Source organism: Micromonospora sp. NPDC048907 (genome assembly GCF_055586885.1).
On the sequence record NZ_JBVJHI010000002.1, the window covers coordinates 185,368 to 208,263 of the forward strand.

Below are 22,896 nucleotides of genomic sequence, written 5' to 3' on the forward strand. Positions count from 1 at the left end.
TTTAGGTAGACCGAAAGGGCGGAAGGCTCTGATGTCCAACGACGTAACGAACAGCGACGGCGGGGCCCCGATGACCCCGTCGACGAGCAGGCGGCGGGCCCTCCTGGTCGCCACCGGCGTGGCCGGACTGACCGGCGTCGTCGGGCTGGCGGCACTCGGTGGCCTCGCGGCTCGCGACAACGACAAGGCCGGCACCCCGAACCGCGTGGCCGAGAACCGCGCGGCCGCGCCGCAGCACGCCTCCGACGCCGACAAGGGCGACCACGAGGACCGCAAGGACGGGGACAAGGACCGGTCGGACGAGGGCCGGGACCGTGGTGAGTGGGACGCGGACGGCGGGGACCACGGGAAGGTCCGTGAGGTGCGGTGTGACGACGACGAGCTGGTCGAGGCGCTCGACCTGGCGAACCGGGATCACGGCGGCACGTTGAAGCTGGCCGAGAACTGCACCTACGAGCTGGGCGAGAAGGACCGCAAGTTCGGCGCGGCGCTGCCGGAGATCCGGCAGGAGATCACGATCAAGGGCAACGGCTCGACGATCAAGCGCGACGCCGAGGACACCTTCCGGATCTTCCGGGTCGCCGACGGTGGTGACCTGACCCTGAAGGACCTGACGGTCAAGGGCGGCAACGCCACCGCCTTCAAGTACGGCGCCGGCGGCCCGCAGATCCCCGGCGGACCAAGCAACGGCGGACCCAGCAACGGCGGACCGAGCAACGGCGCCCCCGGCAACGGCGCCCCGATGGCACCCGCCGTCATGGGCGCCGCGCCGGTCCAGGCCGCGCCGGTCGCTGTGGGCTCCGGCTCGCAGGGCTCGGGGTCGCAGGGCTCCGGGTCGCAGGTTTCGGACTCGCAGGGCTCCCAGGACTACCAGGGCTCGCAGGGCTCCGGGTCGCAGGGCTCGGGCTCGGAGGGTGACAAGCGGGACGAGAAGAAGGGCGAGGGCGACGGCGGCGCCCTGCTGGTCGAGCGCGGCGGCAGCGCCAACCTGATCAAGGTGAAGCTGACCGACAACAACGCCGAGGAGAACGGCGGCGCCATCGCCAACTTCGGCCGCGTCCACCTCGAAGACAGCAAGGTCACCGACAACCACGCCCGCGAGGACGGCGGCGGCATCTTCAACCGCGGCGTGCTCAAGGTCGTCGAGTCCCACATCGACGACAACACCGCCGGGGGCAACGGCGGCGGCATCGCCAACGGCAACGGCGACAACGACAAGAACAGCCACGACCCGCACAACTACGGGTCGTCCGACAGCTACGGCCAGGACGGCAACGGCCAGAACAGCTACGGGCAGAACGGCTACGGGCAGAACAGCTACGGGCAGAACAGCTACGGGCAGAACAGCTACGACAAGAACGACAAGAACAAGGACTTCAAGCACGACGACGAAGCCGGCACCGTCGAGATCGTCGGCTCCGACCACGGCAAGGACGCCGTCAAGAGCACCCTGTCCAACAACAACGCCGGCAAGAACGGCGGCGGCCTGTTCAGCTCCGGCGGCTTCGTCACCATCACCTTCACCGCCATCACCGGCAACACCGCCTGCGAGAACGGCGGCGGCATCTACGCCGAGAACACCGCCCTCAAGCTGGAGAAGGTCCTCGTCGCCAAGAACCACGCCGACGGCAACGGCGGCGGCATCGTCAACACCGGCGGCAAGGACAAGGACAAGGACAAGGACTGGTCCTCCAACGGCGGCAACAACAAGGAGCGCGACAACAAGGAGCGCGACAACAAGGAGTCGGACGCCACCGCCACCATCTCCGACAGCACCATCGTCGAGAACACCGCCAACCGCTTCGGCGGCGGCATCTTCAACGGCGAATGGCTCGTCAAGGTCGAAGACGGCTTCACCGAACGCCACGACCAGAAGGACGACAACGCCACCCTCACCCTGCGCGACACCGAAATCAAGAAGAACACCGCCCTCAACGGCGGCGGCATCTTCAACAACAAGGGCAAGGTCACCCTGACCAAGACCCACGTCACCAAGAACACCGCCACCGACACCGCCAAGCTCCACCGCGTCGCCGGCGGCATCCTCAACAACGAGGGCAAGGTCAAGCTCGACGACAAGTCCACCGTCACCAACAACGACCCCACCAACTGCGCCAACACCGTCGAAGACTGCTTCAACTGAACCACCACATAACCCGGGGAGTCCCTTTCCGCCGCGCCACGGCGGGGAGGGACTCCCCGCCCCCCGCGTCACCGCCGGCCGGTCCCGCCCCGTTTCGGGTCCTCCGTGGCCACCGACGGCCTTACGCCTCCCCGGGCCCGCTTCGCCGGGCGGACGCCCTCACGCGCCTGTGGTTCCCTCTGCGTCCCGCCGCGCCACCCCACCCCGTATGCGGGTTTTTTTCGTATATGGGCACGAGGCGAAGAACCTTCTCATACGTTGGTCTTCAGCAGCTACAACCGATTTGTAGCGAAGGCCGCCTCGCCGTGGCGAAGCGACCTTGTCAGGTACAAGGAGAGGGCAGAGAGCTCCGATGTCCAACTACCTTCGCAATAACAATGACGCCACCCGTGAGACGATCTCCCCGCTCCGGCGCCGCCGGCTGTGGCTCGCCACCGGCGTCGTGGGCCTGACCGGAGCGGTCAGCCTCGCGGGCGTGGCCTACGCGACCACCGGGGTCACAGGCCCCCACCGGCTCGCCGACGTGAAGTGGTCGACCGCCCAGCTCACCAGTGACGACGCCGAGGGTTCGGACGCCCGGGACGACGAGCACGGCCGGGACGGCAAGGACAAGGACAAGGACGCCCGGGACCGTGGCGAGTGGGACGCGGACGGCGGGGACCACGGGAAGGTCCGTGAGGTGCGGTGTGACGACGACGAGCTGGTCGAGGCGCTCGACCTGGCCAACCGGGATCACGGCGGCACGTTGAAGCTGGCCAAGGACTGCACCTACGAGCTGGGCGAGAAGGACCGCAAGTTCGGCGCGGCGCTGCCGGAGATCCGGCAGGAGATCACGATCAAGGGCAACGGCTCGACGATCAAGCGCGACGCCGAGGACACCTTCCGGATCTTCCGGGTCGCCGACGGTGGTGACCTGACCCTGAAGGACCTGACGGTCAAGGGCGGCAACGCCACCGCCTTCAAGTACGGCGCCGGCGGCCCGCAGATCCCGGGCAACGGCGGACCCAGCAACGGCGGACCCAGCAACGGCGGCCCGAGCAACGGCGGACCGAGCAACGGCGCCCCCGGCAACGGCGCCCCGAGCAACGGCGCCCCCGGCAACGGGGCTCCCGGCAATGGCACGTCGACGGCGCCCGCCGCCCAGACCGCACCGGCCGGGCAGGGCATGCAGGCCGCGCCGGCCGTCATGGGCGCGCAGACCGCCACCACGGTGGCCGCGCCGGTGGCCGTGGGCTCCGGCTCGCAGGGTTCCGGGTCGCAGGTTTCGGACTCGCAGGGCTCCCAGGACTACCAGGGCTCGCAGGGCTCCGGGTCGCAGGGCTCGGGCTCGGAGGGTGACAAGCGGGACGAGAAGAAGGGCGAGGGCGACGGCGGCGCCCTGCTGGTCGAGCGCGGCGGCAGCGCCAACCTGATCAAGGTGAAGCTGACCGACAACAACGCCGAGGAGAACGGCGGCGCCATCGCCAACTTCGGCCGCGTCCACCTCGAAGACAGCAAGGTCACCAACAACCACGCCCGCGAGGACGGCGGCGGCATCTTCAACCGCGGCGTGCTCAAGGTCGTCGAGTCCCACATCGACAACAACACCGCCGGCGGCAACGGCGGCGGCATCGCCAACGGCAAGGGCGACAACACCAAGCACGACCAGTACGGCCCGAACACCATTGAGAACCCCTACGACAAGAACAAGGACGAGCACGACGAGGGCACCGTCGAGATCGTCGGCTCCGACCACGGCAAGGACGCCGTCAAGAGCACCCTGTCCAACAACAACGCCGGCAAGAACGGCGGCGGCCTGTTCAGCTCCGGCGGCTTCGTCACCATCACCTTCACCGCCATCACCGGCAACACCGCCTGCGAGAACGGCGGCGGCATCTACGCCGAGAACACCGCCCTCAAGCTGGAGAAGGTCCTCGTCGCCAAGAACCACGCCGACGGCAACGGCGGCGGCATCGTCAACACCGGCGGCAAGCACTGGGGCTACCAGAACGACAAGGAGGACGCCACCGCCACCATCTCCGACAGCACCATCGTCGAGAACACCGCCAACCGCTTCGGCGGCGGCATCTTCAACGGCGAATGGCTCGTCAAGGTCGAAGACGGCTTCACCGAACGCCACGACCAGAAGGACGACAACGCCACCCTCACCCTGCGCGACACCGAAATCAAGAAGAACACCGCCCTCAACGGCGGCGGCATCTTCAACAACAAGGGCAAGGTCACCCTGACCAAGACCCACGTCACCAAGAACACCGCCACCGACACCGCCAAGCTCCACCGCGTCGCCGGCGGCATCCTCAACAACGAGGGCAAGGTCAAGCTCGACGACAAGTCCACCGTCACCAACAACGACCCCACCAACTGCGCCAACACCGTCGAAGACTGCTTCAACTGAGCAACGGTCGGCGTACGGATCGACGCAACGGGTCCGGCCCCCTGCCACGTCGTGGCAGGGGGCCGGACCGTCGTCGGTGTCAGTTCTGGACGAAGACCGCCACGCTGCGGGCCGGCACGGTGAACGTGCCGCCGGCCCGGTCGAAGGACGCCGTCCGGAGCACCGGGTCGGCGGAGTTCTTCAGCACCGGGTGCAGCGTCACGTCCGCCCCGCGCAGGCCGGTGACGGTCTGCGTGGCCGTGTCCGGGGTGCCGTTGAAGACCACGGTGACCGACTTCCACGTGCCGCCGAGCCCGCGGGCGTCCAGGGTCATGGTGAGCACGCCCGGGGTCTCCTGGTCGCCGGAGAGCGGGAAGGCGACCCGCTTCTGCACCTGGTCGGCGCTGGTCAGCCCGAACACCGGGGAGGAGCGCCGGATGGTCAGCAGTTCCGCGTACCGGGCGTCGGCCAGGTCGATCGCGGCGCAGTCCGGCACCAGCTTCGGGTCGGCCAGCAGCGGCCTGGCGTACGGCCACTTGTCCTTGTTGTCCTGCTCGGTTGGCAGGCCGGCGCCGAAGCCGTTGCCCTGGGCGCAGTCCCAGCGGATCTGGTTGAACCAGTCACCGGAGTTGAACGAGTTGCGGTCCAGCGACTTGGAGCGCAGCCGCTCCGAGCCGGCCGTCACGAACCCGGTCCCCTGGCCCATCACCACGGTGCTCAGGGCGAGCACCTGCATCCGGGCCCGGTCCTGCGCCGAGGTCCCCTGCGGCAGCTTGTACGCCAGCGCGTCGTAGAGGATCTCGTTGTCGTGCGCGTCGACGTAGGTGACCGCCTCGCCCGGCGCCGCCGTGTAGCCGGCCGGCGAGCCGTTGTAGTCGACCTGCGCGCCGGTGACGGGCCGGCCGGACGAGTCGGTGAACCGGTAGCCGCGCAGGTTGCCGGTCAGCCCCACCTTGATCAGGTCCTGCTGGTGCAGCAGCCGGGCCTTCTGCTCGGCGGCCGTACCGTTGACGTCGTCGCCGTTCGGGTCGGTGAAGAGCCCGGACGCGAAGCCCTGGATCCGGGGGTTGCCGTCGAAGGGGCCACCGCCGCGCACGGCGTCGCGGAGCCGGTCGTTGAAGGTGCCGATGCCGGTGCCGGCCATGTTGGCCTGGGTGGCCTGCACGAACCGGGCGTCGTCGGCGACCTCGCCGAAGTTCCAGCCCTCGCCGTAGAGCAGGATCTTCTTGCCGTCCACCCCGTCGCGAGCCAGGGTCAGCCGGTCCAGCGCGGCACGGACGGCCAGGATGTTCGCCTTCGGGTGGTGGCCCATGAGGTCGAAGCGGAACCCGTCCACCTTGTACGCCTTCGCCCAGGTGACCAGGGAGTCCACGACGAGCTTGCCCATCATGGCGTGCTCCGGGGCGGTGTTGGCGCAGCAGGTCGAGTTGGCGACGGTGCCGTCGTCGAGCAGCCGCTGGTAGTAGCCCGGCACCACCTGGTCGAGCACCGACTTCGGGTCGGTGCCGGCGGCCGAGGTGTGGTTGTAGACGACGTCCATCACCACGCGCAGGCCGGCCTTGTTGATGCCGGCGACCATCTGCCGGAACTCGGTGGTCCGCTTCGCCCCGGTCGGGTCGACGGCGTAGCCGCCCTCGGGCACCGTGTAGTGCAGCGGGTCGTACCCCCAGTTGTAGCCGTCCTTCTCGGCCACCGCCGCGACGCACTTCTGCTGCTCGTCCGAGTCCGGTGGCAGCGCGGCCAGGTCGCAGGCGGGCTGCGCCTGGTCGGCCCGCTTCTCGGGGATGGTGGCGAAGTCGAACGCGGGCAGCAGGTGCAGGTAGTTGACCCCGGCGTCGCCGAGCGCCTTCAGGTGCTTCATGCCGGCCGTGTCCGGGTCGGTGAAGGCGAGGTAGGTGCCCCGCCGCTCGGCCGGCACGGTGGCGTCGGCGATGGAGAAGTCCCGGACCGACAGCTCCTGGATCTGCGCCTTGGCCGACGGCACGGCCGCGGGCTTGCGCAGGCCGGCCCAGCCGGCCGGGGCCAGCGCCGGGTCGGCCAGGTCGACGATCTGGCTGTGCGTCGAGTCCGGCGCGAGGGCCAGCGAGTACGGGTCGGTCACCGCGGCGGTGACCACCTTCTGCGCGGCCGGCTGCCACGCCTCGACCTGGTACCGGTAGTACTTCCCGGTCCAGCCCTTCGTGCCCCGGACCGACCAGACGCCGGTGCGGTCGTCGCGGCTCATCGCCACGGCCTTCGGCTCGGCAGTCGGCGAGTCGAAGAGCTGGAGCGACACCTTCCGGGCGGTCGGCGCCCAGACGGCCAGGGTGGGCACCGTGCCGGCGAACGTGGGGCCGAGCTTCGCGCCGGTCGCGGCCCGGTAGACGTCGTCGAGCACGCCGGGGATCTGCACCCCGGTGGCGCCGAGCAGGTGGCCCTCGGCGTCCCGCTCGGTCACCACGAGCTGGCCGCGCAGCGCCGCGGGCACCTTGGCCAGGTCGGCGCGGTCCAGCGTGAAGGCCCGGTGGGCCCAGAGCTGCGGGTACGCCTGCCGTTGGGCCTCGGTCAGCCCGTTGCGCGCCGCCCGCAGCGGCAGCGTGGTGTACGTCCCGGTCAGCTCGCCGTCGGTGACCGCGAGCCCGCCGGCCGGGGCGGCCACCAGGGCGTACCGCTTGCCGTCGGTCGGCCCGGTCTGCCAGGCCACGGTGGACCGGTCGATCCACTGCGCCTTCTGCTTCGTGATGTCGAGATCCTTGGCGACGCCGGACGAGGTCGGCGGCAGCAGCCGGCCCTTGACCCCGGCCAGCAGCCAGATCTCGTGGCCGGTGGTGGTGAGGTCCAGCCGCTGGTCGTCGGGCTGGTCCTTCACGTCGCCGGAGTGCACGATGTAGTTCAGCCCGGTGGCGCCGGCGGCGAGCGGCACCCGGAAGACCGCGCCGTACGCGTCGATCTTCTCCGGCTTCAGCGGGTTGCCCCAGTCGGTGGGGTTGGCGGCGCCGTCCCAGAGGTGCAGGCCCCAGCCGTCGTAGTTCCCGTCCGCCTTGCGCCAGTGGATGACCGCGGTGTTCTGGTCGACCGGCGGGTCGGGCTCGCCCGTGGCGGCCTGCCGGGTCGGGTAGAGGGCCGGGTCGCCCTGCTTGACCCAGACCTCACCGGTCTGCGTCACGTCGATGGTGCGGTCGTTGGCGACGTCCTTGTTCCCGTCCTTGTCGACCACGAGGAACCCGACCGACTTCGCGCCCGGCTTCAGCTTGACCCAGGCGAACCGGCCGTAGGAGTCCTCACCCGCGAACGGCTGCCCCTTGGGCCACTCGGTCTGGTACGCGGGGTCGATGTCGCCCCAGGCGTAGAGGCCCCAGTCGGCGTACCCGCCGGCGGGGCGCTGGTAGTGCACGACCGCCCAGTCCCGGGACGCGCTCTGCGCCGGGGTGCCGACCACGCCGGTGGTGCGCGCGGCGGCCACGCGGCCCTTGCCGTCGCGGACCACGGCCTTGTACTCGACGGTCGTCCCGCCGGCCAGGCCGGTCAGGTCGTGGTGGACGGTGTACGGAGCCTTGTGCGCGCTTCCCAGCAGGGTCCACCTGCCGCCCGGCACCCGGGCCGCGAAGGTGACCGTGGCCAGGGGGTCGCCGGTGACCTGCGCGGTGACGGTGGCCCGGGTGGCGACCGGGGCGTCGCCCGGCTCGGTGAGGGTGATCGTCGGGGCGCTTCCGGCGTGCGGGATCGCCCGGTCGGCCTTGAGCACCACGGCCGACATCGCCGGCACGGTGACGCCCAGCTTGCCGTCGGCGCCGGCCGCCGCCGTGGCCGCGCCGCCGTAGACGCCGGTGAAGGTGGCGCCGGCCGACCAGGTGTCCACGGTGACAGTCTGCGCGGTCGCGGCGTTGTTCACGGCCACGACGTACTCGGTGCGGTCCTTCGGCAGGACGCGGGAGAAGGCGAAGACGCCCGGGCCGTCCGCCGCGTGGCGGGTGACCTGGATGCCGTCCCGCAGCGCGGGGTGGGCCTGCCGCAGCCGGCCCAGCTCGGCGATGGTCCGGTAGAGCGGGTGGGTGGTGTCGTACTGGTCGCTCGCGTGGGTGCGGGTGGTGCCGATCAGGTCGTCGTCGAGGTAGTCCGCCGTCCGACTGGCGAACATGTCCTGCCGGGCGTCCTTGTCCCCGCCGGGGCCGGTGAAGCCCTGCTCGTCGCCGGAGTAGACGACCGGCTGGCCGCGGGTGAGGAACATCAGCTGGTGGGCGAGTTGGTCGCGGCGGAGCTGGCTGGCGTCGTCACCGCCGGCGGCCGCGACGAACGAGCCGATCCGGCCCATGTCGTGGTTGCCCAGGAAGGTGGTCAGCCGGTTGGCGTCGGTGTCCCGCGCGGCGTAGAGGTCGTCCTTGGCGTAGACGTCCGCCAGCGCGCGGGCCGAGCCGTCCGCGGCGGCGTAGCCCCGCGCGGCCTCCTGGAAGGAGAAGTCGAGGGTGGCGGGCAGGCCGCCCTGCCGCACGTAGGTCGACTCGATCTCCTGGTCGGCGCTGTAGACCTCGCCGAACATGAAGAAGTCCGGCTTGCCGGCCCTGGCGGCGGCGGCGTCGATGCCGCGGGTGAACTGCGGCCAGAAGTCGAGGTTGGTGTGCTTGACCGTGTCGAGGCGGAAGCCGTCGACGCCCGCCCTGCCGATCCACTGCGCGTAGATGTCGGTCATGCCGCGGACCACCTCGGGGCGCTCGGTCCAGAGGTCGTCGAGGCCGAAGAAGTCGCCGTACTCGCTGTTCTCACCGGTGAAGGTGGAGTCGCCCCGGTTGTGGTACATGGTCGGGTCGTTCAGCCAGGCCGGCACCTTGGCCCTGGCGTCGGCGGCGGTGGCGAAGGTCGGGGTGTACGGGAACGACGTGCTGTCGACCCGCGGGAACGCCCGGGTGCCGTCGGCGTAGTTGCGGTCCTCGAAGGCGTGGCCCTGCGCGTCGGTGTAGGGGGACGTCTTCTTGTCGACGTAGCCGTACCTGTCCTCGGCGTAGCGGATGACGTCGGCGGTGTGGTTGACGATGATGTCCAGGTAGACCTTGATGCCCCGCTGGTGGGCGAGGCCGACCAGCCTCGTCAGCTCGGCGTTGGTGCCGAAGTGCGGGTCGACCTGGGTGAAGTCGGTGATCCAGTAGCCGTGGTAGCCGGCGGAGGCGTCCGCGCCGGTGCCCTGCACGGGCCGGTTCTTGAAGATCGGGGCGAGCCAGATGGCCGTGGTGCCGAGGCCCTGGATGTAGTCCATCCGGTCGATGACCCCCTTGAGGTCACCGCCGTGGTAGAAGCCCTTGTCCGCCGGGTCGAGGCCGGTGCTGAGCCGGTCACCGGTGAGCCCGCCGGTGTCGTTGCGCTTGTCGCCGTTGGCGAAGCGGTCCGGCAGGACGAAGTAGAACTGCTCGGCCTTCGCGGCGGTGCTGCCGGCCTTGAGCAGCGCCTCGGCGGACGGCTCCCGGCTCCACTGCGCGGCGCCCAGCACGTCGGGGGTGGTGGGCCGCTCGCTGCCGTCGGCACCCACCTGGTGGAGGGCCACCGGCACGCCGACGAGGGTGAGCACGAGGGAGGTGGCCAGGGCGGCCAGTGCCTTGCGGGATATCGGCGGGGGTTTCATCGACGGCCTTTCTCTGGTCGCTGATTCGCCCGCACGCTAGCCCTCGTCGAAACATTCTGCAATACCTTGCAAACCAAGTCGCAACAAAGCAGCCGTCTTGCGAAACACGGCAGAGCAGATGCCGCCGCGCGGGCGGCCCGAGGTGGTGGATCAGACGCCGGAGCAGGCGGCGCCGTCGACCGTGCAGCTCGACGGCCGGGTCGTCTCCGTCCGCTCGACGTGGAACTGCAGCGCCACCGACGCCCCGGGCGCCAGGTCCACGCCGCTGCGGTAGGTGAAGACGCCGTCGCTGGAGCGTCCGCTGCCCTGCTCGGCGCCGCTCACCCAGGCGACCACGAGACGGCCCTGGGGGAAGGCGAGCCGCACCGTCCAGCCCCGCGCCGTGGCGGCGGTGTTGACCAGCCGCACCTCGCCGATGAAGCCGCCGTCGAAGCGGCTCACCACGCCGTACCGGCCGGTGACCGGGGACGGGGCGGGCGGCGGTGGCGCCGGCCGGCTGCTGGTGCCGCCCGCGCTGGGTGCCGGGCGTGGCGTCGGCCGGGCGGGGAGCACGGTGGACCGGGGCGACAGCCCGGGCACCACCGGCCCGGCGGCGGAGGCGGGCGGCCGGGTGGTCCCCACCGTCGCGCTGGGCGTGATGACCGGCGCCTGGGGCAGCGACATCGTCGGGTCCGGCGGCGGGGGCTCGGCGAACGTCCGCCGCCCGCGCACCGCACCCAGCGCCACGACGAGCAGCACCACCATGACGATCACGCCGATCGAGACGACGATCCAGGGCGACGAGGTGATGGCCGCGCCGGGTGACGGCCGTACGCGTCGCGTGCCGGGCATGGCCCCTCCCCCTGTCGGTCCCCGTCGGGGAGCGTAGCGGCAGGTGGAAGCGCCGGAAAGCGCGCGGTCCACAACGGCTGATCATGCCGAGCGGATCCCGCCCGTTGCCACGCCCCGCGCCCGGCGCGTCGCAGCGCGTTGTCGGCTACGCTGTCCGGGCTCGGCGACGGGAACTCCGGCACGGCTCGGATTGGGGCAGGGTCGCGCGACTCCGCCCGCACTGTCCACCATGGAGTGCGCTGGTCGACGGGCACGCCTCGCCGCCCCGGTCGGCGCCCGGCCGCCGCCCGCTCCGTCCCGCCCCGACAACCCCTCCCCCACTCGGAGCAACTCCATGCAGATTGCCAGCGCGCCAACCGGGCTCATCCGCAAGTCCCTCGGCACCGGCGCCCTGTTGGTGTTCAGCGCGACCGCCTCCTCCCCGATGGCCGTGCTCGCCGGGGCGATCGTCGCCACGTACGCCTCGACCGGCGTCACCGGCACCCCGCTCGGCTTCGTCGTCATCGCCGCCGCGTTGCTCTTCTTCTCCGTCGGCTACCTGGCCATGGCCCGGTACGTCTCCGGCGCCGGCGTCTTCTACGCGGCCCTGGCCGCGGGCTTCGGGCGGTTCTGGGGCGTGGTCGCCGCACCCGTCGTGCTGCTCGGCTACAACGCCATCCAGATCTGCCTGTACGGGCTGCTCGGCGCGGTCGTCGGCGACAGCCTCGGCGGCCCGTGGTGGGCCTGGGCGCTGGCCGCCTGGGCCGGAGTCGCCGTGGTGGGCGTGCTGAAGGCGCGGATCAGCGTCGGCCTGCTGGGCGCGGTGCTGGCCGTCGAGGTCGTGGTGATCCTGCTCTTCGTGCTCACCTCGTTCACCCATCCGGCCGGCGGGTCGGTGAGCTTCGCGCCGCTGGACCCCGGCAACCTGCTGGTGCCCGGCATCGGCGGTGTGGTGGCCTTCTGCGCGGCCTCGTTCGTGGGCTACGAGTCGGCCGCCGTCTACTCCGAGGAGGCACGGTCGCCGCGGGCGGTGTCCCGGGCGGCCTACTCGGCGCTGATCCTGCTGGGCGTCCTCTACGCGCTGGCCGCGTGGGCCATGGCCGTGGCCGTCGGGCCGGACCAGGTCGTCGACAGGTCCCGCGACCCGGGCGCGGGGCTGCCGTTCTCGATCCTGGAGGCGCACGTCAGTCCGGTGCTCGGCGGCGTCGCGACGATCATGGTGGTGACCAGCGTGTTCGCCGCGATGGTGAGCTTCCACAACTCGATCGCCCGGTACGCCTTCAGCCTCGGCCGGGAGCGGGTGCTGCCGGCGGTGTTCGAGCGGGTGGGCCGGGGCGGCGCGCCGGTCGCCGGATCGGTGCTCCAGTCGATGATCGCGCTGCCGGCCGTCCTGGTGTTCGCGCTGACCGGAGCCGACCCGGTCGCCACCATGTTCAGCTGGCTGTCCGGCGTCGCCGCCATCGCGGTACTGCTCATGATGGCGGTCACCTCCGTCGCCGCGATCGCCTTCTTCCACCGCGGCGGCGGTGGCACGGAGAGCGCGTGGCAGCGCACGGTCGCGCCGGCCATCGGGGCCGCACTGGTGGGCGCGGCCCTGCTCACCACGCTGGTGAACCTGTCGGCCGTGCTCGGGGCGCCCGCCGACTCCACGACGAAGTGGCTGGTCCCCGGCGCGGTGGCGGCCGCCGTGGCGGTCGGGCTCGTCTGGGCGGCGGTCATCCGGGCCACCCGCCCCGAGGTGCTGGAGAACGTCGGGCAGGGCCAACCGCGCCCGCTCGCGGTGATCGAGCAGGATCTGGTCGGCCGTTCCCTGTAGGACAGCCGGACGCGCCACGGCCCGCCCCGAGGTCCGGGGGCGGGCCGCACGGCGTCTCAGCGGCGGCGCCGGCCCCCGGTGGACGCGACCGCCGCGGCCTTGCGCTCCTGGCCGGCCAGCACCAGCCGGTTGAGGTGCCGCAACGCGCGCCAGGCCGGCTCGACCTGCTGCTCCGGGGTGAGCGGGAGCCAGTTGCGGACCTCCACGCCGCCGCCGCTGAAGTGCGGGCAGGTGGAGTACACCTCGACCTGCTCGTGCGCCCGCGCCGGCCGCTCGACCACCAGCAGGTTGTCGTCGGACATCACCACGAGGCTCCGGCCGGGGATGCCCATCCCACCGGCGCCCGGCGGCGCGGCGCCGGCCCCGCCGCCGTCGAGCAGGGTCGACACCGAGACGCCGACGTAGCGCGCCTCGGCGGGCATCGGCTCGCCGGCCTGGGTCATCTGTGCCACCGGGTCGAAGACCCCGCCCCCGGCCAGGTAGCCCTCGGCGATTTCGCACAGCTCGGCGAGCAGCGCCGGCAGGTCCTGCACCTCGGCGCCGTCCCGGAACAACCGGGAGGCCGCCTTGATCTCGTAGTAGGGCCGGCGCGGGTCGGCGAACCCGGGATCCAGGCTGGTGTAGAGGAAGACCAGTGCGTGCGGCCCGACCGGGCTGGTCCGGCGCAGGTCCCAGTGGTGCGAGGCGTGCAACGCGTTCGCGTACTGCACGCGGTGCACCACCGCCTGCCGGATCTGGTGGTGGACCGCCTGGTTCGCGTAACCGTCGAGGGTCGGCGCTGGCGCGTCGCCAGGGGACCAGCTCGCCGGGGCCGGTCCGGCGTGGGCGTACCTCGCGGTGTCCGGCGCGCGGTAGCCCTCCGACGGCGGGCGGGTCGGCGCGGAGGCGCCGCGGACCGGGGGCGCCGTGGCCCCCAGCCCGGAGATCCGGGCCGTTCCGCCGCGACCCGGGGCCTCCGGCGGGGCGAACCGGGCGGCGCGACCCGCACCGCCGGGACCGCCGGCGGTCGGGGCGGTGAAGCCGTCCGGGGTCGGGGCGCCGTAGCGGTGGGCCGCGGGCGGTCCGAAGCCGCCGGTCGTCGCGGGCGACGGGTGTCCGCTGCCGGGATCACCGGCGCCGCCGTAGCCGCGGAGCGGCGAGGTGGGCGGACCGTAGGCCGGGGGTGTCGGCGCGCCGCGGCCGGGCGCCTCCGGGGCCGCACCACCGGAGAGCCGGCGGCTTCCCCACCGTGCGGGCGGCCGGAGCGGCGGCGTCGGCGGGTACGCCGGCCGGTCGGTCGCGCCGTCGTTCCAGGTGCCCTCGTGGGACGGACGTGGCAGCGGTGACCGGTGATCCTGCGACACGTGGCAGCTCCTGGCTAGCGGGAATTCGCCCGGCCGATGATTTCACTCCGTGCACGGGTTATCAACTGTCCGCGAGCATTTCGGCATCCTGCCGGCTGACCGGTCACTCAGTCAGGAACCTGGTCCACAGTGGCCGCACACGTCGATTGTGGACGACTGGTGGCCGGGACGGTAACGCTTGCCCGCTCTCCGTGACTCATGGTCCACTCTGTGCGCTGTCCATCGGGACGACGAGGGAGCGCCGTGTTGTCAGCCGACCCAGGCCGTGACGGTTGCGTCGCGCGTCCCGAGGAGCTCCTCGCGGAACTCGCCGCGGTCCGCTCGGCCGCGGTCGCCGGGCGGCGGACGCACGTCGGCTTCCCGGTCGCCACCGACATCGACTACAGCCCGCTGGCGCCGCTGTTCGGCTCGTTGCTCAACAACATCGGCGACCCGTGGACCGACCCGGCGGGCGCCAGCCACACCAAGCGGTACGAACGGGAGGTGCTCGACTGGTTCGGCGACCTCTTCCAGGCCCCGCCCGACGACCGCTGGGGCTACCTCACCTCCGGCGGCACCGAGGGCAACCTCTACGGCCTCTACCTGGCCCGGGCCCGGCTGCCCGGGGCCCTGGTCTACCACTCCGCCGACGCCCACTACTCCCTGCCCAAGTGCGTCGACATCCTCGGCCTGGACCCGGTGGTGGTCCGCACCGACGAGCGCGGCGAGATGGACTACGACGACCTGGCCCGGATGGTCGACCGGCACCGGGACCGGCCGGCCATCGTGGTGGCCACCTGCGGCACCACGATGACCGAGGCCGCCGACGACGTGCCGCGGATCCGGCAACTGCTCGCCCGGACGCCCGTCCGCCACCACCTGCACGTCGACGGCGCGCTGGCCGGGGTCCCGCTGGCCCTGGCGGACGGGCGGGCCACGCTGCGGCTGGACACCACCGTCGACAGCATCTCCATCTCCGGCTACAAGTTCCTCGGCACCCCGGTGCCGTGCGGGGTGGTGCTGACCCGCCGCACCCTCCAGCAGCAGCTCGCCCGGTACGCCAACTACACCGGCACGATGGACACCACGATCAGCGGTTCGCGCAGCGGCCACCCGGCGCTGCTGCTCTGGTACGCGATCCGCAGCCTCGGCCACGACGGCCTGCGGGAGCGCGCCGAGCGGGCGCGCGAACTGGCCGCGTACGCGGTGGAGCGGCTCAACGAGGTGGGCTGGCCGGCCTGGCGGCACGAGCACGCCTTCACGGTCGTCTTCCCCACGCCGCCGCCGGCCGTGACGGCGAAGTGGGTGCTGGCGAGCAGCGCCGGCCGCAGCCACCTGATCTGCATGCCCGGCGTCACCCGGGAGGCCGTCGACGACTTCGTGTCCGACGTGGCGGCCGGTGGCACGCGGCTCGACGCGTCGCCCCGCCGCCGGGAGCTGGTCCGCTGAGCCACCCGGCCGGACCCCGGTGTCGTCGCGGGCCGGCCGTGACGGTGTCAGGCGGTGCGGATGACGGTGCAGATGGCCGGGCCGTCGTCGGTGGCCCGCAGCAGGTAGCGGTAGCGCTCGCCGGGCACCGACCGGCCCTGGCTGTCCAGGAACTCCCAGCGCACCGCCACCTCGGTGAGCAGGGCGGAGACCTGCTGAACGTCCTCGATCAGCGCGTGGGCGGCGACCAGTTCGCGCTCCTGGTAGTCGGGGGCCGCGCCGACGAAGCTGAGGGCCACGGCGGCCGGCGAGGTGAACGAGAAGCTGTAGGTGTCGGCGACCACCAGCCCCGGCAGCGCGTAGCAGCCGGCGATGGCGGGCACGTCGGCGGTGGTCAGCGCCACGCCGTACCGGTCGAAGAAGTCGGCGAGCGTGTCGAGGTCCGTGGAAGCCGTCACGCCGCTCTCTTTGCCGGACGGCGGGCCCGGCAAACCTGGTCAGCGGGGTGGGATGCGCACCTCGATCTCGGCCCCGAGCTGGGCGCCGCCGGCGAGGTCGAGGTCGTCGCCGCTCCAGAACCGCCCCGGGTCGTACCAGTTGGGCCGGCGACCGGCGGGCAGCAGGCCCATCGCCTCGTAGGTCACGGCCACCACCTCAGCGCAGTACGCCGTCTCCAGCGCCCGGTCGCGGACCGGCACGCCGCCACCGTCGGCCGTGGAGGGTCGGCTGCGGCGCAGGTTCGGCACCCGGCCGCGGGCCCAGCGCCAGGCGAGCTGCGCGGTGGACGGGAACGGGGTGCCGTCGAGGCGGGCCACGGTCCGCAGCACCGCCTCCTCCATCGCGGTGTCCACCGGCGGTTCGAGCTGGCGCAGCCAGCCCCGCTGGCCGTACCGGTTGGCCCACACGCAGACGGCGTCCCGCAGGTCGTGCAGCTGCACGCCGCGCTGGTGGGCGCCCGTCCACATGTCGGGCAGCGAGCGGCCCAGCTCGGCGTGCCACATCAGCGGCGGCATGTCGTCGAGCACCACGGCCATGCCGACGTGGTTGACTGGGCTGTTGGTAGTGAGCTGGATGGCGCGGTCCGGCACGCTGCGCCCGCGGAAGACCCACAGGTCGCCGGTGCGGGTCAGCTCCACCGCCTCGTCCAGGCTGATGCTCATGGAGGATCACCCTATGCCGAAGCGGCAACGGATGCGGTGGTGGAAGCTGCTCGGCCTGGCCGGCCTCGCCGGCGTGGCGGCGACCGGTGTGGTCGTGGCGCGGGCGGAGCGGCGGCGCCGGGCGTACACCCCGGAGGAGATCCGGGACCGGCTGCGCGAGCGGCACGCGAAGGCCGGCGACCGGGCCTCCTGACCCACCGCGGGCTCACCGGTCGCTGCGGCGCACGGCCTCGTCCAGGGCCTCCGGGGTACGACCGACCAGCGCGCCTCCGTCGTCCAGCAGCAGGATCGGGCGCTGGATCAGCTCGGGGTGCGCGACCATGGCGGCGATCCAGCGCGGCTCCGTCGCGTCGTCACGCGGCCAGTCCGCCATGCCCAGCGCGGTCGCGGCCGGCTCGCCGGTGCGGCAGATGTCCCACGCCCGGGCGTCCAGCCGGCGCAGCACCTCGGTCACCTCCTCCGCGCTCGGCGGCTCGGTGAGGTACGCCCGCAGCCGGTAGGGCACCCGCGCCTCGTCCAGGGAAGCGCGGGCGGCGGCGCACTTCGAGCAGGACGGGTTGTTCCAGATCTCCATGCCCGACATGGTGGCACGACCACTGTGGAACCCGACGAGAACATCGGCGCCCTCCCCTCGACCACCGGCAGGGGCACCTGACGCCGGCCCGGACCTTGACGATGTTCTGTCCGCGAGGCACGGCAAGTCTCCAAGATCCGATCGGGAGTGGAGCTGTGCGGCGCCGGGCCCGAGGCGCGCTTTGTCCGGTTTACGCCCTGCCCGGCACGGCGAGTGGACGTGGTCCGGCCACGGCGTGGCGACGGATTCGGGGCTCCGGGGAGCGGAGGTTGCGCTGGCATTCATGACCTGAGACATGTCCGGTTTGGTGAGGGGCCGGTGGGACCGATGTCCGGTTCATGCCCCGGCTGTCGGGTGGTCGGCGCCACCGTGGCGGCGGAATCATGCCGGGGGTGGGGTCGTTGTACATGGCAGACCGCGCAGCAGCCCGCCCCCCGGGCGACGGCGACCGCCGGTCGGAATGACCGGCCACCACCGGTCGTTACACAACCCGGACCGCGCACCACCGGTCCGCACCGGCCAGCCAGGGAATCATCCCCCGGCGCCGGTCGTTACATCCCCCGGGACATCGGGTCAGGGTCGAGGGAATCGCTTCCCCACCGCCGATGGTTACACCCCCGGACCGCCCGAGCAGGTCTGTGATCGCCGGGCACCTCTCAGACTTTCCCCCCCTTTTACAGCGGCATCCCGCATCCCCCTGCGTGTGCTGCTGACCCCCGAACGGAAGGCGCTGATTCCATCATGCGTACCAACACCATGCTGCGGAACACCGTTCTGACCGCTGCCGGCTTCGCCGCCACCGCCGGTGGGATCGCCGGCCCCGCCATCGCCGCCCACGCCGCCGAGGCCAAGCCCGCCTCGCAGGTGAGCACCGACCGTAAGGGTCACGGCGAGCGGGAGCTGGACGTCCGCTACGAGGCCCAGCCGAACTTCTACTACTGCGGCCCCGCCGCCGCCCGTAACGCCATCAGCGTGCTCGGCAAGAACATCGACGTCGACGCCATGGCCAAGGAGATGGGCACCACCGAGAACGGCACCAACAGCATCAACGACATCACCCCGGTGCTGAACAAGGAGACCGGCAAGCACTACCGGTCCGTGGAGATCCGCGACGGCAAGGCCGACGACAAGCAGACCGACACCCTGCGCGCCGACATCGTGCGCACCGTCGACGACGGCCGCGCCGTGGTCGCCAACATCGCCGGCACCGCCACCGACACCGACGGCAACACCCACTCCTTCGAAGGCGGCCACTACATCAGCGTCGTCGGCTACCAGAACGACGGCCACACCGTGACCATCGCCGACAGCGCCAACCCGAACACCGCCTCCTACCGGATCAGCGTGGACAACCTCGCCGACTGGATCGCCACCCGCGGCTACTCGGCCTCCTGACACACCGCACGCGAGAGGGCCCGACCCCACGAAGGGGCCGGGCCCTTTTCGCGCGTCTGGTGTCAGCGGTCGCCCGCGTGCACCGGCTCGTCGGCCTCGTCGGGTGCCTCGACCTGCTCCAGGTGCCGGGCGCGGCGGCGCAGCCACCAGGTGCTGGCCAGGCCGGCGAGCACCGCGAGGGCCAGGCCGGCCCAGGAGATGTCCTTGAGCCAGTGCTCGGCCGCGCGACCCACGGAGAAGAGCAGGTATGTCGTGCCGAAGGCCCAGACCAGGCCCCCGGCCGCGTTGGCCACCAGGAACCGGCGGTACGGCACGTGCAGCGCCCCGGCGAGGGGGCCGGCGAGGATGCGGAGCAGGGCGACGAACCGCCCGAAGAAGACCGCCCAGACACCGTGCCGGGCGAAGCTCTGCTCGGCGCGGGCGAGCTGCGCCGGGCCGAGGTGTTTCGGGAAGCGCCGGCCCAGCCGTTCGAGCAGCGGCCGCCCGCCGCGGCGGCCCACGGCGTAGCCGATGGAGTCCCCCACGATGGCGCCGACGGCGGCGGCGGTGGCCACCCACTCCGGCTCGACCACCCCGGCGGCGGCCAGCAGCGCGGAGCTGACCAGCACGATCTCGCCGGGAAGCGGGATGCCCATGCTCTCCACGCCGATCACCCCGGCGACGATCAGATAGAGCACGCCCGGGGGCAGCGCGGAGAGCCAGTGCTGGACGTCGACCACCCCCGAACCCTACCCGCGCGGGCTCAGCCGGCGGGCGCCAGGAACTCCAGCCGGTTGCCGTGCGGGTCGTACGTGTGGAACCGCCGCATGCCGGGAATCTCCTCGTCGCCCCAGGTCACGGGGTGGTTCGCGGCGGCGAGGCGGGCGGCGAGCCGGTCCAGGTCGGGGCGGAGCAGTGCCGGGTGCGCCTTGCGGGCGGGGCGGAAGTCGTCCTCGACGCCGAGGTGCAGCTCCACGCCGTACCCGGTGAACCAGCAACCGCCGCGGGCGGCGAGGGCCGGCGGTTTCGCCTTCTCGACCAGGCCGAGCAGGCCGGCGTAGAAGGACCGGGAGATTTCCTCGGAGCCGCGTGGGCAGGCGAGCAGGACGTGGTGGATCATGGTGGCACCTCCTCGTCCCGAACCCTGGCACGAGGTTGCGCGAATAGCAAGACGGACGTACGGTTTTGTTGAGACCGACGCAGGTAAGTGTCGCCTAAGCACGGCGGCGCCCCGGCCGGTGCGACAAACTGCTCAGGACTACTCACGGTCGCTGGTGTGAAGGAGTACGACGTGGCGAGCCTCGACACCTTCGGTGCGAAGACCCAGCTACGCGTCGGAGACGCGAGCTACGAGATTTTCAGGATCGACAAGGTGGAGGGCCACGACCGGCTGCCCTACAGCTTGAAGATCCTGCTGGAGAACCTGCTGCGGACCGAGGACGGCGCGAACATCACCGCCGACCACATCCAGCAGCTCGGCGCGTGGGACCCCACCGCCGACCCGAGCGTGGAGATCCAGTTCACCCCGGCCCGGGTGCTGATGCAGGACTTCACCGGCGTGCCCTGCGTCGTCGACCTGGCCACCATGCGTGAGGCCGTGCGCGACCTGGGCGGCGACGCCACCAAGGTGAACCCGCTCGCCCCGGCCGAGCTGGTCATCGACCACTCGGTCATCGCCGACCTGTTCGGTCGCGAGGACGCCTTCGAGCGCAACGTGGAGCTGGAGTACCAGCGCAACAGGGAGCGCTACCAGTTCCTGCGGTGGGGCCAGACCGCGTTCAACGAGTTCAAGGTCGTCCCGCCGGGCACCGGCATCGTGCACCAGGTGAACATCGAGTACCTGGCCCGCACGGTCATGGAGCGCAACGGCCAGGCGTACCCGGACACCGTGGTCGGCACCGACTCGCACACCACCATGGTCAACGGCCTGGGCGTGCTGGGCTGGGGCGTCGGCGGCATCGAGGCCGAGGCCGCGATGCTCGGCCAGCCGGTCAGCATGCTGATCCCCCGGGTCGTCGGCTTCAAGCTCTCCGGCGAGATGCCGGCCGGCACCACCGCCACCGACCTGGTGCTCACCATCACCGAGATGCTGCGCAAGCACGGCGTGGTCGGCAAGTTCGTCGAGTTCTACGGCCCCGGCGTCAGCGCGGTGCCGCTGGCCAACCGGGCCACCATCGGCAACATGTCCCCGGAGTACGGCTCCACCGTCGCGATCTTCCCGATCGACGGTGAGACCGTCCGCTACCTGGAGCTGACCGGCCGCGACCCGCAGCAGGTCGCGCTCGTCGAGGCGTACGCCAAGGAGCAGGGCCTCTGGCACGACCCGGAGCGCGAGCCGGAGTACTCGGAGCGCCTGGAGCTGGACCTCGGCACCATCGAGCCGTCCCTGGCCGGCCCGAAGCGCCCGCAGGACCGGGTGCCGCTGGGCAGCGCCAAGACGCTGTTCCGCTCCGCGCTGAGCGACTACGTGGCCGCCGACGAGACCGGCGGCGACCCGGGTCGCAAGCCGGGCGTGCCGCAGCTGGAGAAGCCGTTCGGCACCGACGGCCCGGCCGACGAGGCCAGCGCCGAGTCCTTCCCGGCCAGCGACTCCCCGGCCAACGGGGTCAACGACCCGGCCGACGCCCCGCGGGACCTGGAGACCGCCGCGGTGGGCGCGGGTGGCCGGGCCACCAACCCGGTCCGGGTGACCGGCGCGGACGGCGTCGAGTACGAGCTGGACCACGGCGCCGTGGTGATCGCCGCGATCACCTCCTGCACCAACACCTCCAACCCGCAGGTCATGATCGGCGCCGCGCTGCTGGCGCGGAACGCCGTGGAGAAGGGCCTGAACCGCAAGCCGTGGGTGAAGACCACCCTGGCTCCGGGCTCCAAGGTCGTCATGGACTACTACGACCGCGCCGGCCTCACGCCCTACCTGGAGAAGCTCGGCTTCAACCTGGTCGGCTACGGCTGCACCACCTGCATCGGCAACTCCGGCCCGCTGCCGGAGGAGGTCTCCGCCGCCGTCAACGAGGGCGACCTGGCCGTCGTCTCGGTGCTGTCCGGCAACCGCAACTTCGAGGGCCGGATCAACCCGGACGTCAAGATGAACTACCTGGCGTCCCCGCCGCTGGTGGTCGCGTACGCGCTCGCCGGCACCATGGACATCGACCTGGCGAACGAGCCGATCGGCGAGGACGCGCAGGGCAACCCGGTGTTCCTGCGGGAGATCTGGCCGAACAGCGCCGAGATCCAGGACGTCATCGCCTCGGCCATCGGCGCCACCGGCTTCAGCTCCGCGTACGCGGACGTGTTCGCCGGTGACGAGCGCTGGCAGTCGCTGCCCACCCCGACGGGCGACACCTTCGCCTGGGCCGGCGACTCGACCTACGTGCGCAAGCCCCCGTACTTCGAGGGCATGGAGCGCGACCCGCAGCCGGTGCAGGACATCGCCGGCGCCCGGGTGCTGGCCAAGCTGGGCGACTCGGTGACCACCGACCACATCTCCCCCGCCGGCTCGATCAAGGCGGACTCGCCCGCCGGGAAGTACCTCGCCGAGCACGGCGTGGCGCGGCACGAGTTCAACTCGTACGGCTCCCGCCGCGGCAACCACGAGGTGATGATCCGGGGCACCTTCGCCAACATCCGGCTGCGCAACCAGCTGGTGCCGGGTGTCGAGGGCGGCTTCACGGTCAACCACCTGACCGGCGAGCAGACGTCGATCTACGACGCCTCGATGGCGTACCAGGAGGCGGGCGTCCCGCTGGTCATCCTGGCCGGCAAGGAGTACGGCTCCGGCTCGTCCCGCGACTGGGCGGCCAAGGGCACCATGCTGCTCGGGGTCAAGGCCGTCATCGCCGAGTCGTACGAGCGGATCCACCGCTCGAACCTCATCGGCATGGGCGTCCTGCCGCTGCAGTTCCCGGTCGACGCCACCGCCGAGTCGCTGGGCCTGACCGGCACGGAGACCTTCTCGATCAGCGGCGTCACCGCCCTCAACGAGGGCGACACCCCGCGCACCGTGAAGGTCACCACCGACACCGGCGTGGAGTTCGACGCCGTGGTCCGCATCGACACCCCCGGTGAGGCCGACTACTACCGGCACGGCGGCATCCTGCAGTACGTGCTGCGCCGCATGATCGCCAGCTGACGTCGCACCCCGGTAAGGGCCCCTCCCCGCGATCGCGGGGAGGGGCCCTTATTCACGCGTCGGTTGAGCAAATTGCGGTTCGGGGGATTCCCTCGACCACCGATCGCACATCCGACACCGCAATAATCGACGTTCATAATTCATTGACATGCGCCGAGGCCCGTCGATACGTT

At 71.8% G+C, this 22,896-nt stretch carries 15 protein-coding genes; 7 read left to right on the plus strand and 8 right to left on the minus strand.

Annotation, left to right across the window (positions count from 1 at the left end; translation table 11 throughout):
- The first annotated feature begins 31 nt into the window (after positions 1-31).
- Together ACZ6PY_RS05995 and ACZ6PY_RS06000 are read left to right on the plus strand one after the other, a co-directional pair.
- Positions 32-2,143, plus strand: a complete 2,112-nt coding sequence (locus ACZ6PY_RS05995) for a hypothetical protein (RefSeq protein WP_466069697.1) — start codon at positions 32-34, stop codon at positions 2,141-2,143.
- A gap of 352 nt (positions 2,144-2,495) precedes the next feature.
- On the plus strand, positions 2,496-4,538 hold the full coding sequence (locus ACZ6PY_RS06000; protein WP_466069698.1) for a hypothetical protein: 2,043 nt from the start codon (positions 2,496-2,498) through the stop codon (positions 4,536-4,538).
- Positions 4,539-4,617: 79 nt separating this feature from the next.
- Here ACZ6PY_RS06000 and pulA read toward each other — a convergent pair whose 3' ends face one another.
- Together pulA and ACZ6PY_RS06010 are read right to left on the minus strand one after the other, a co-directional pair.
- On the minus strand, positions 4,618-10,107 hold the full coding sequence (gene pulA / locus ACZ6PY_RS06005; RefSeq protein WP_466069700.1) for a pullulanase-type alpha-1,6-glucosidase: 5,490 nt from the start codon (positions 10,105-10,107) through the stop codon (positions 4,618-4,620).
- 150 nt (positions 10,108-10,257) lie between these two features.
- Complete coding sequence (locus ACZ6PY_RS06010) at positions 10,258-10,938, minus strand: cellulose binding domain-containing protein (RefSeq protein WP_466069702.1); 681 nt, start codon at positions 10,936-10,938, stop codon at positions 10,258-10,260.
- Between the two features lie 334 nt (positions 10,939-11,272).
- On the opposite strand from ACZ6PY_RS06010, the gene ACZ6PY_RS06015 reads away from it, so the two are divergent.
- Entirely contained in the window at positions 11,273-12,733 is a 1,461-nt protein-coding gene (locus ACZ6PY_RS06015) for an APC family permease (RefSeq protein ID WP_466069704.1), read from the plus strand.
- A 56-nt stretch (positions 12,734-12,789) separates the two neighbouring features.
- Here the strand turns inward: ACZ6PY_RS06015 and ACZ6PY_RS06020 are convergent, their stop codons facing one another.
- Positions 12,790-14,076: a hypothetical protein gene (locus ACZ6PY_RS06020; protein ID WP_466069706.1), complete on the minus strand. Its 1,287-nt coding sequence runs from the start codon at positions 14,074-14,076 to the stop codon at positions 12,790-12,792.
- A 246-nt stretch (positions 14,077-14,322) separates the two neighbouring features.
- Here ACZ6PY_RS06020 and ACZ6PY_RS06025 point away from each other — a divergent pair, with 246 nt between their 5' ends.
- Positions 14,323-15,504, plus strand: a complete 1,182-nt coding sequence (locus ACZ6PY_RS06025; RefSeq protein ID WP_466069708.1) for a histidine decarboxylase — start codon at positions 14,323-14,325, stop codon at positions 15,502-15,504.
- A gap of 47 nt (positions 15,505-15,551) precedes the next feature.
- Here the strand turns inward: ACZ6PY_RS06025 and ACZ6PY_RS06030 are convergent, their stop codons facing one another.
- Together ACZ6PY_RS06030 and ACZ6PY_RS06035 are read right to left on the minus strand one after the other, a co-directional pair.
- The gene (locus ACZ6PY_RS06030; RefSeq protein ID WP_466069709.1) at positions 15,552-15,941 is read right to left on the minus strand and encodes a hypothetical protein; all 390 of its coding nucleotides are present in this window, start codon (positions 15,939-15,941) and stop codon (positions 15,552-15,554) included.
- Positions 15,942-15,980: 39 nt separating this feature from the next.
- A complete protein-coding gene (locus tag ACZ6PY_RS06035) occupies positions 15,981-16,643 on the minus strand; it encodes a hypothetical protein (protein ID WP_466069710.1) in 663 nt (220 codons plus the stop codon).
- A 13-nt stretch (positions 16,644-16,656) separates the two neighbouring features.
- Between ACZ6PY_RS06035 and ACZ6PY_RS06040 the strand changes: the two genes are divergently transcribed.
- The gene (locus ACZ6PY_RS06040; RefSeq protein WP_357951151.1) at positions 16,657-16,836 is read left to right on the plus strand and encodes a hypothetical protein; all 180 of its coding nucleotides are present in this window, start codon (positions 16,657-16,659) and stop codon (positions 16,834-16,836) included.
- Positions 16,837-16,848: 12 nt separating this feature from the next.
- Here the strand turns inward: ACZ6PY_RS06040 and ACZ6PY_RS06045 are convergent, their stop codons facing one another.
- Positions 16,849-17,217 carry an ArsC/Spx/MgsR family protein gene (locus ACZ6PY_RS06045; protein WP_466069712.1) on the minus strand — a complete coding sequence of 123 codons (369 nt, stop codon included), beginning with the start codon at positions 17,215-17,217 and terminating at the stop codon, positions 16,849-16,851.
- 741 nt (positions 17,218-17,958) lie between these two features.
- On the opposite strand from ACZ6PY_RS06045, the gene ACZ6PY_RS06050 reads away from it, so the two are divergent.
- Positions 17,959-18,612, plus strand: a complete 654-nt coding sequence (locus ACZ6PY_RS06050) for a C39 family peptidase (RefSeq protein ID WP_466069714.1) — start codon at positions 17,959-17,961, stop codon at positions 18,610-18,612.
- Positions 18,613-18,674: 62 nt separating this feature from the next.
- Here ACZ6PY_RS06050 and ACZ6PY_RS06055 read toward each other — a convergent pair whose 3' ends face one another.
- Positions 18,675-19,331, minus strand: coding sequence for a DedA family protein (locus tag ACZ6PY_RS06055; RefSeq protein WP_466069715.1), 657 nt, complete (start codon positions 19,329-19,331; stop codon positions 18,675-18,677).
- Positions 19,332-19,354: 23 nt separating this feature from the next.
- Positions 19,355-19,711 carry a VOC family protein gene (locus ACZ6PY_RS06060; protein ID WP_466069717.1) on the minus strand — a complete coding sequence of 119 codons (357 nt, stop codon included), beginning with the start codon at positions 19,709-19,711 and terminating at the stop codon, positions 19,355-19,357.
- Positions 19,712-19,867: 156 nt separating this feature from the next.
- Between ACZ6PY_RS06060 and ACZ6PY_RS06065 the strand changes: the two genes are divergently transcribed.
- Complete coding sequence (locus tag ACZ6PY_RS06065; RefSeq protein WP_466069719.1) at positions 19,868-22,723, plus strand: aconitate hydratase; 2,856 nt, start codon at positions 19,868-19,870, stop codon at positions 22,721-22,723.
- The last annotated feature ends 173 nt before the right edge of the window (positions 22,724-22,896 follow it).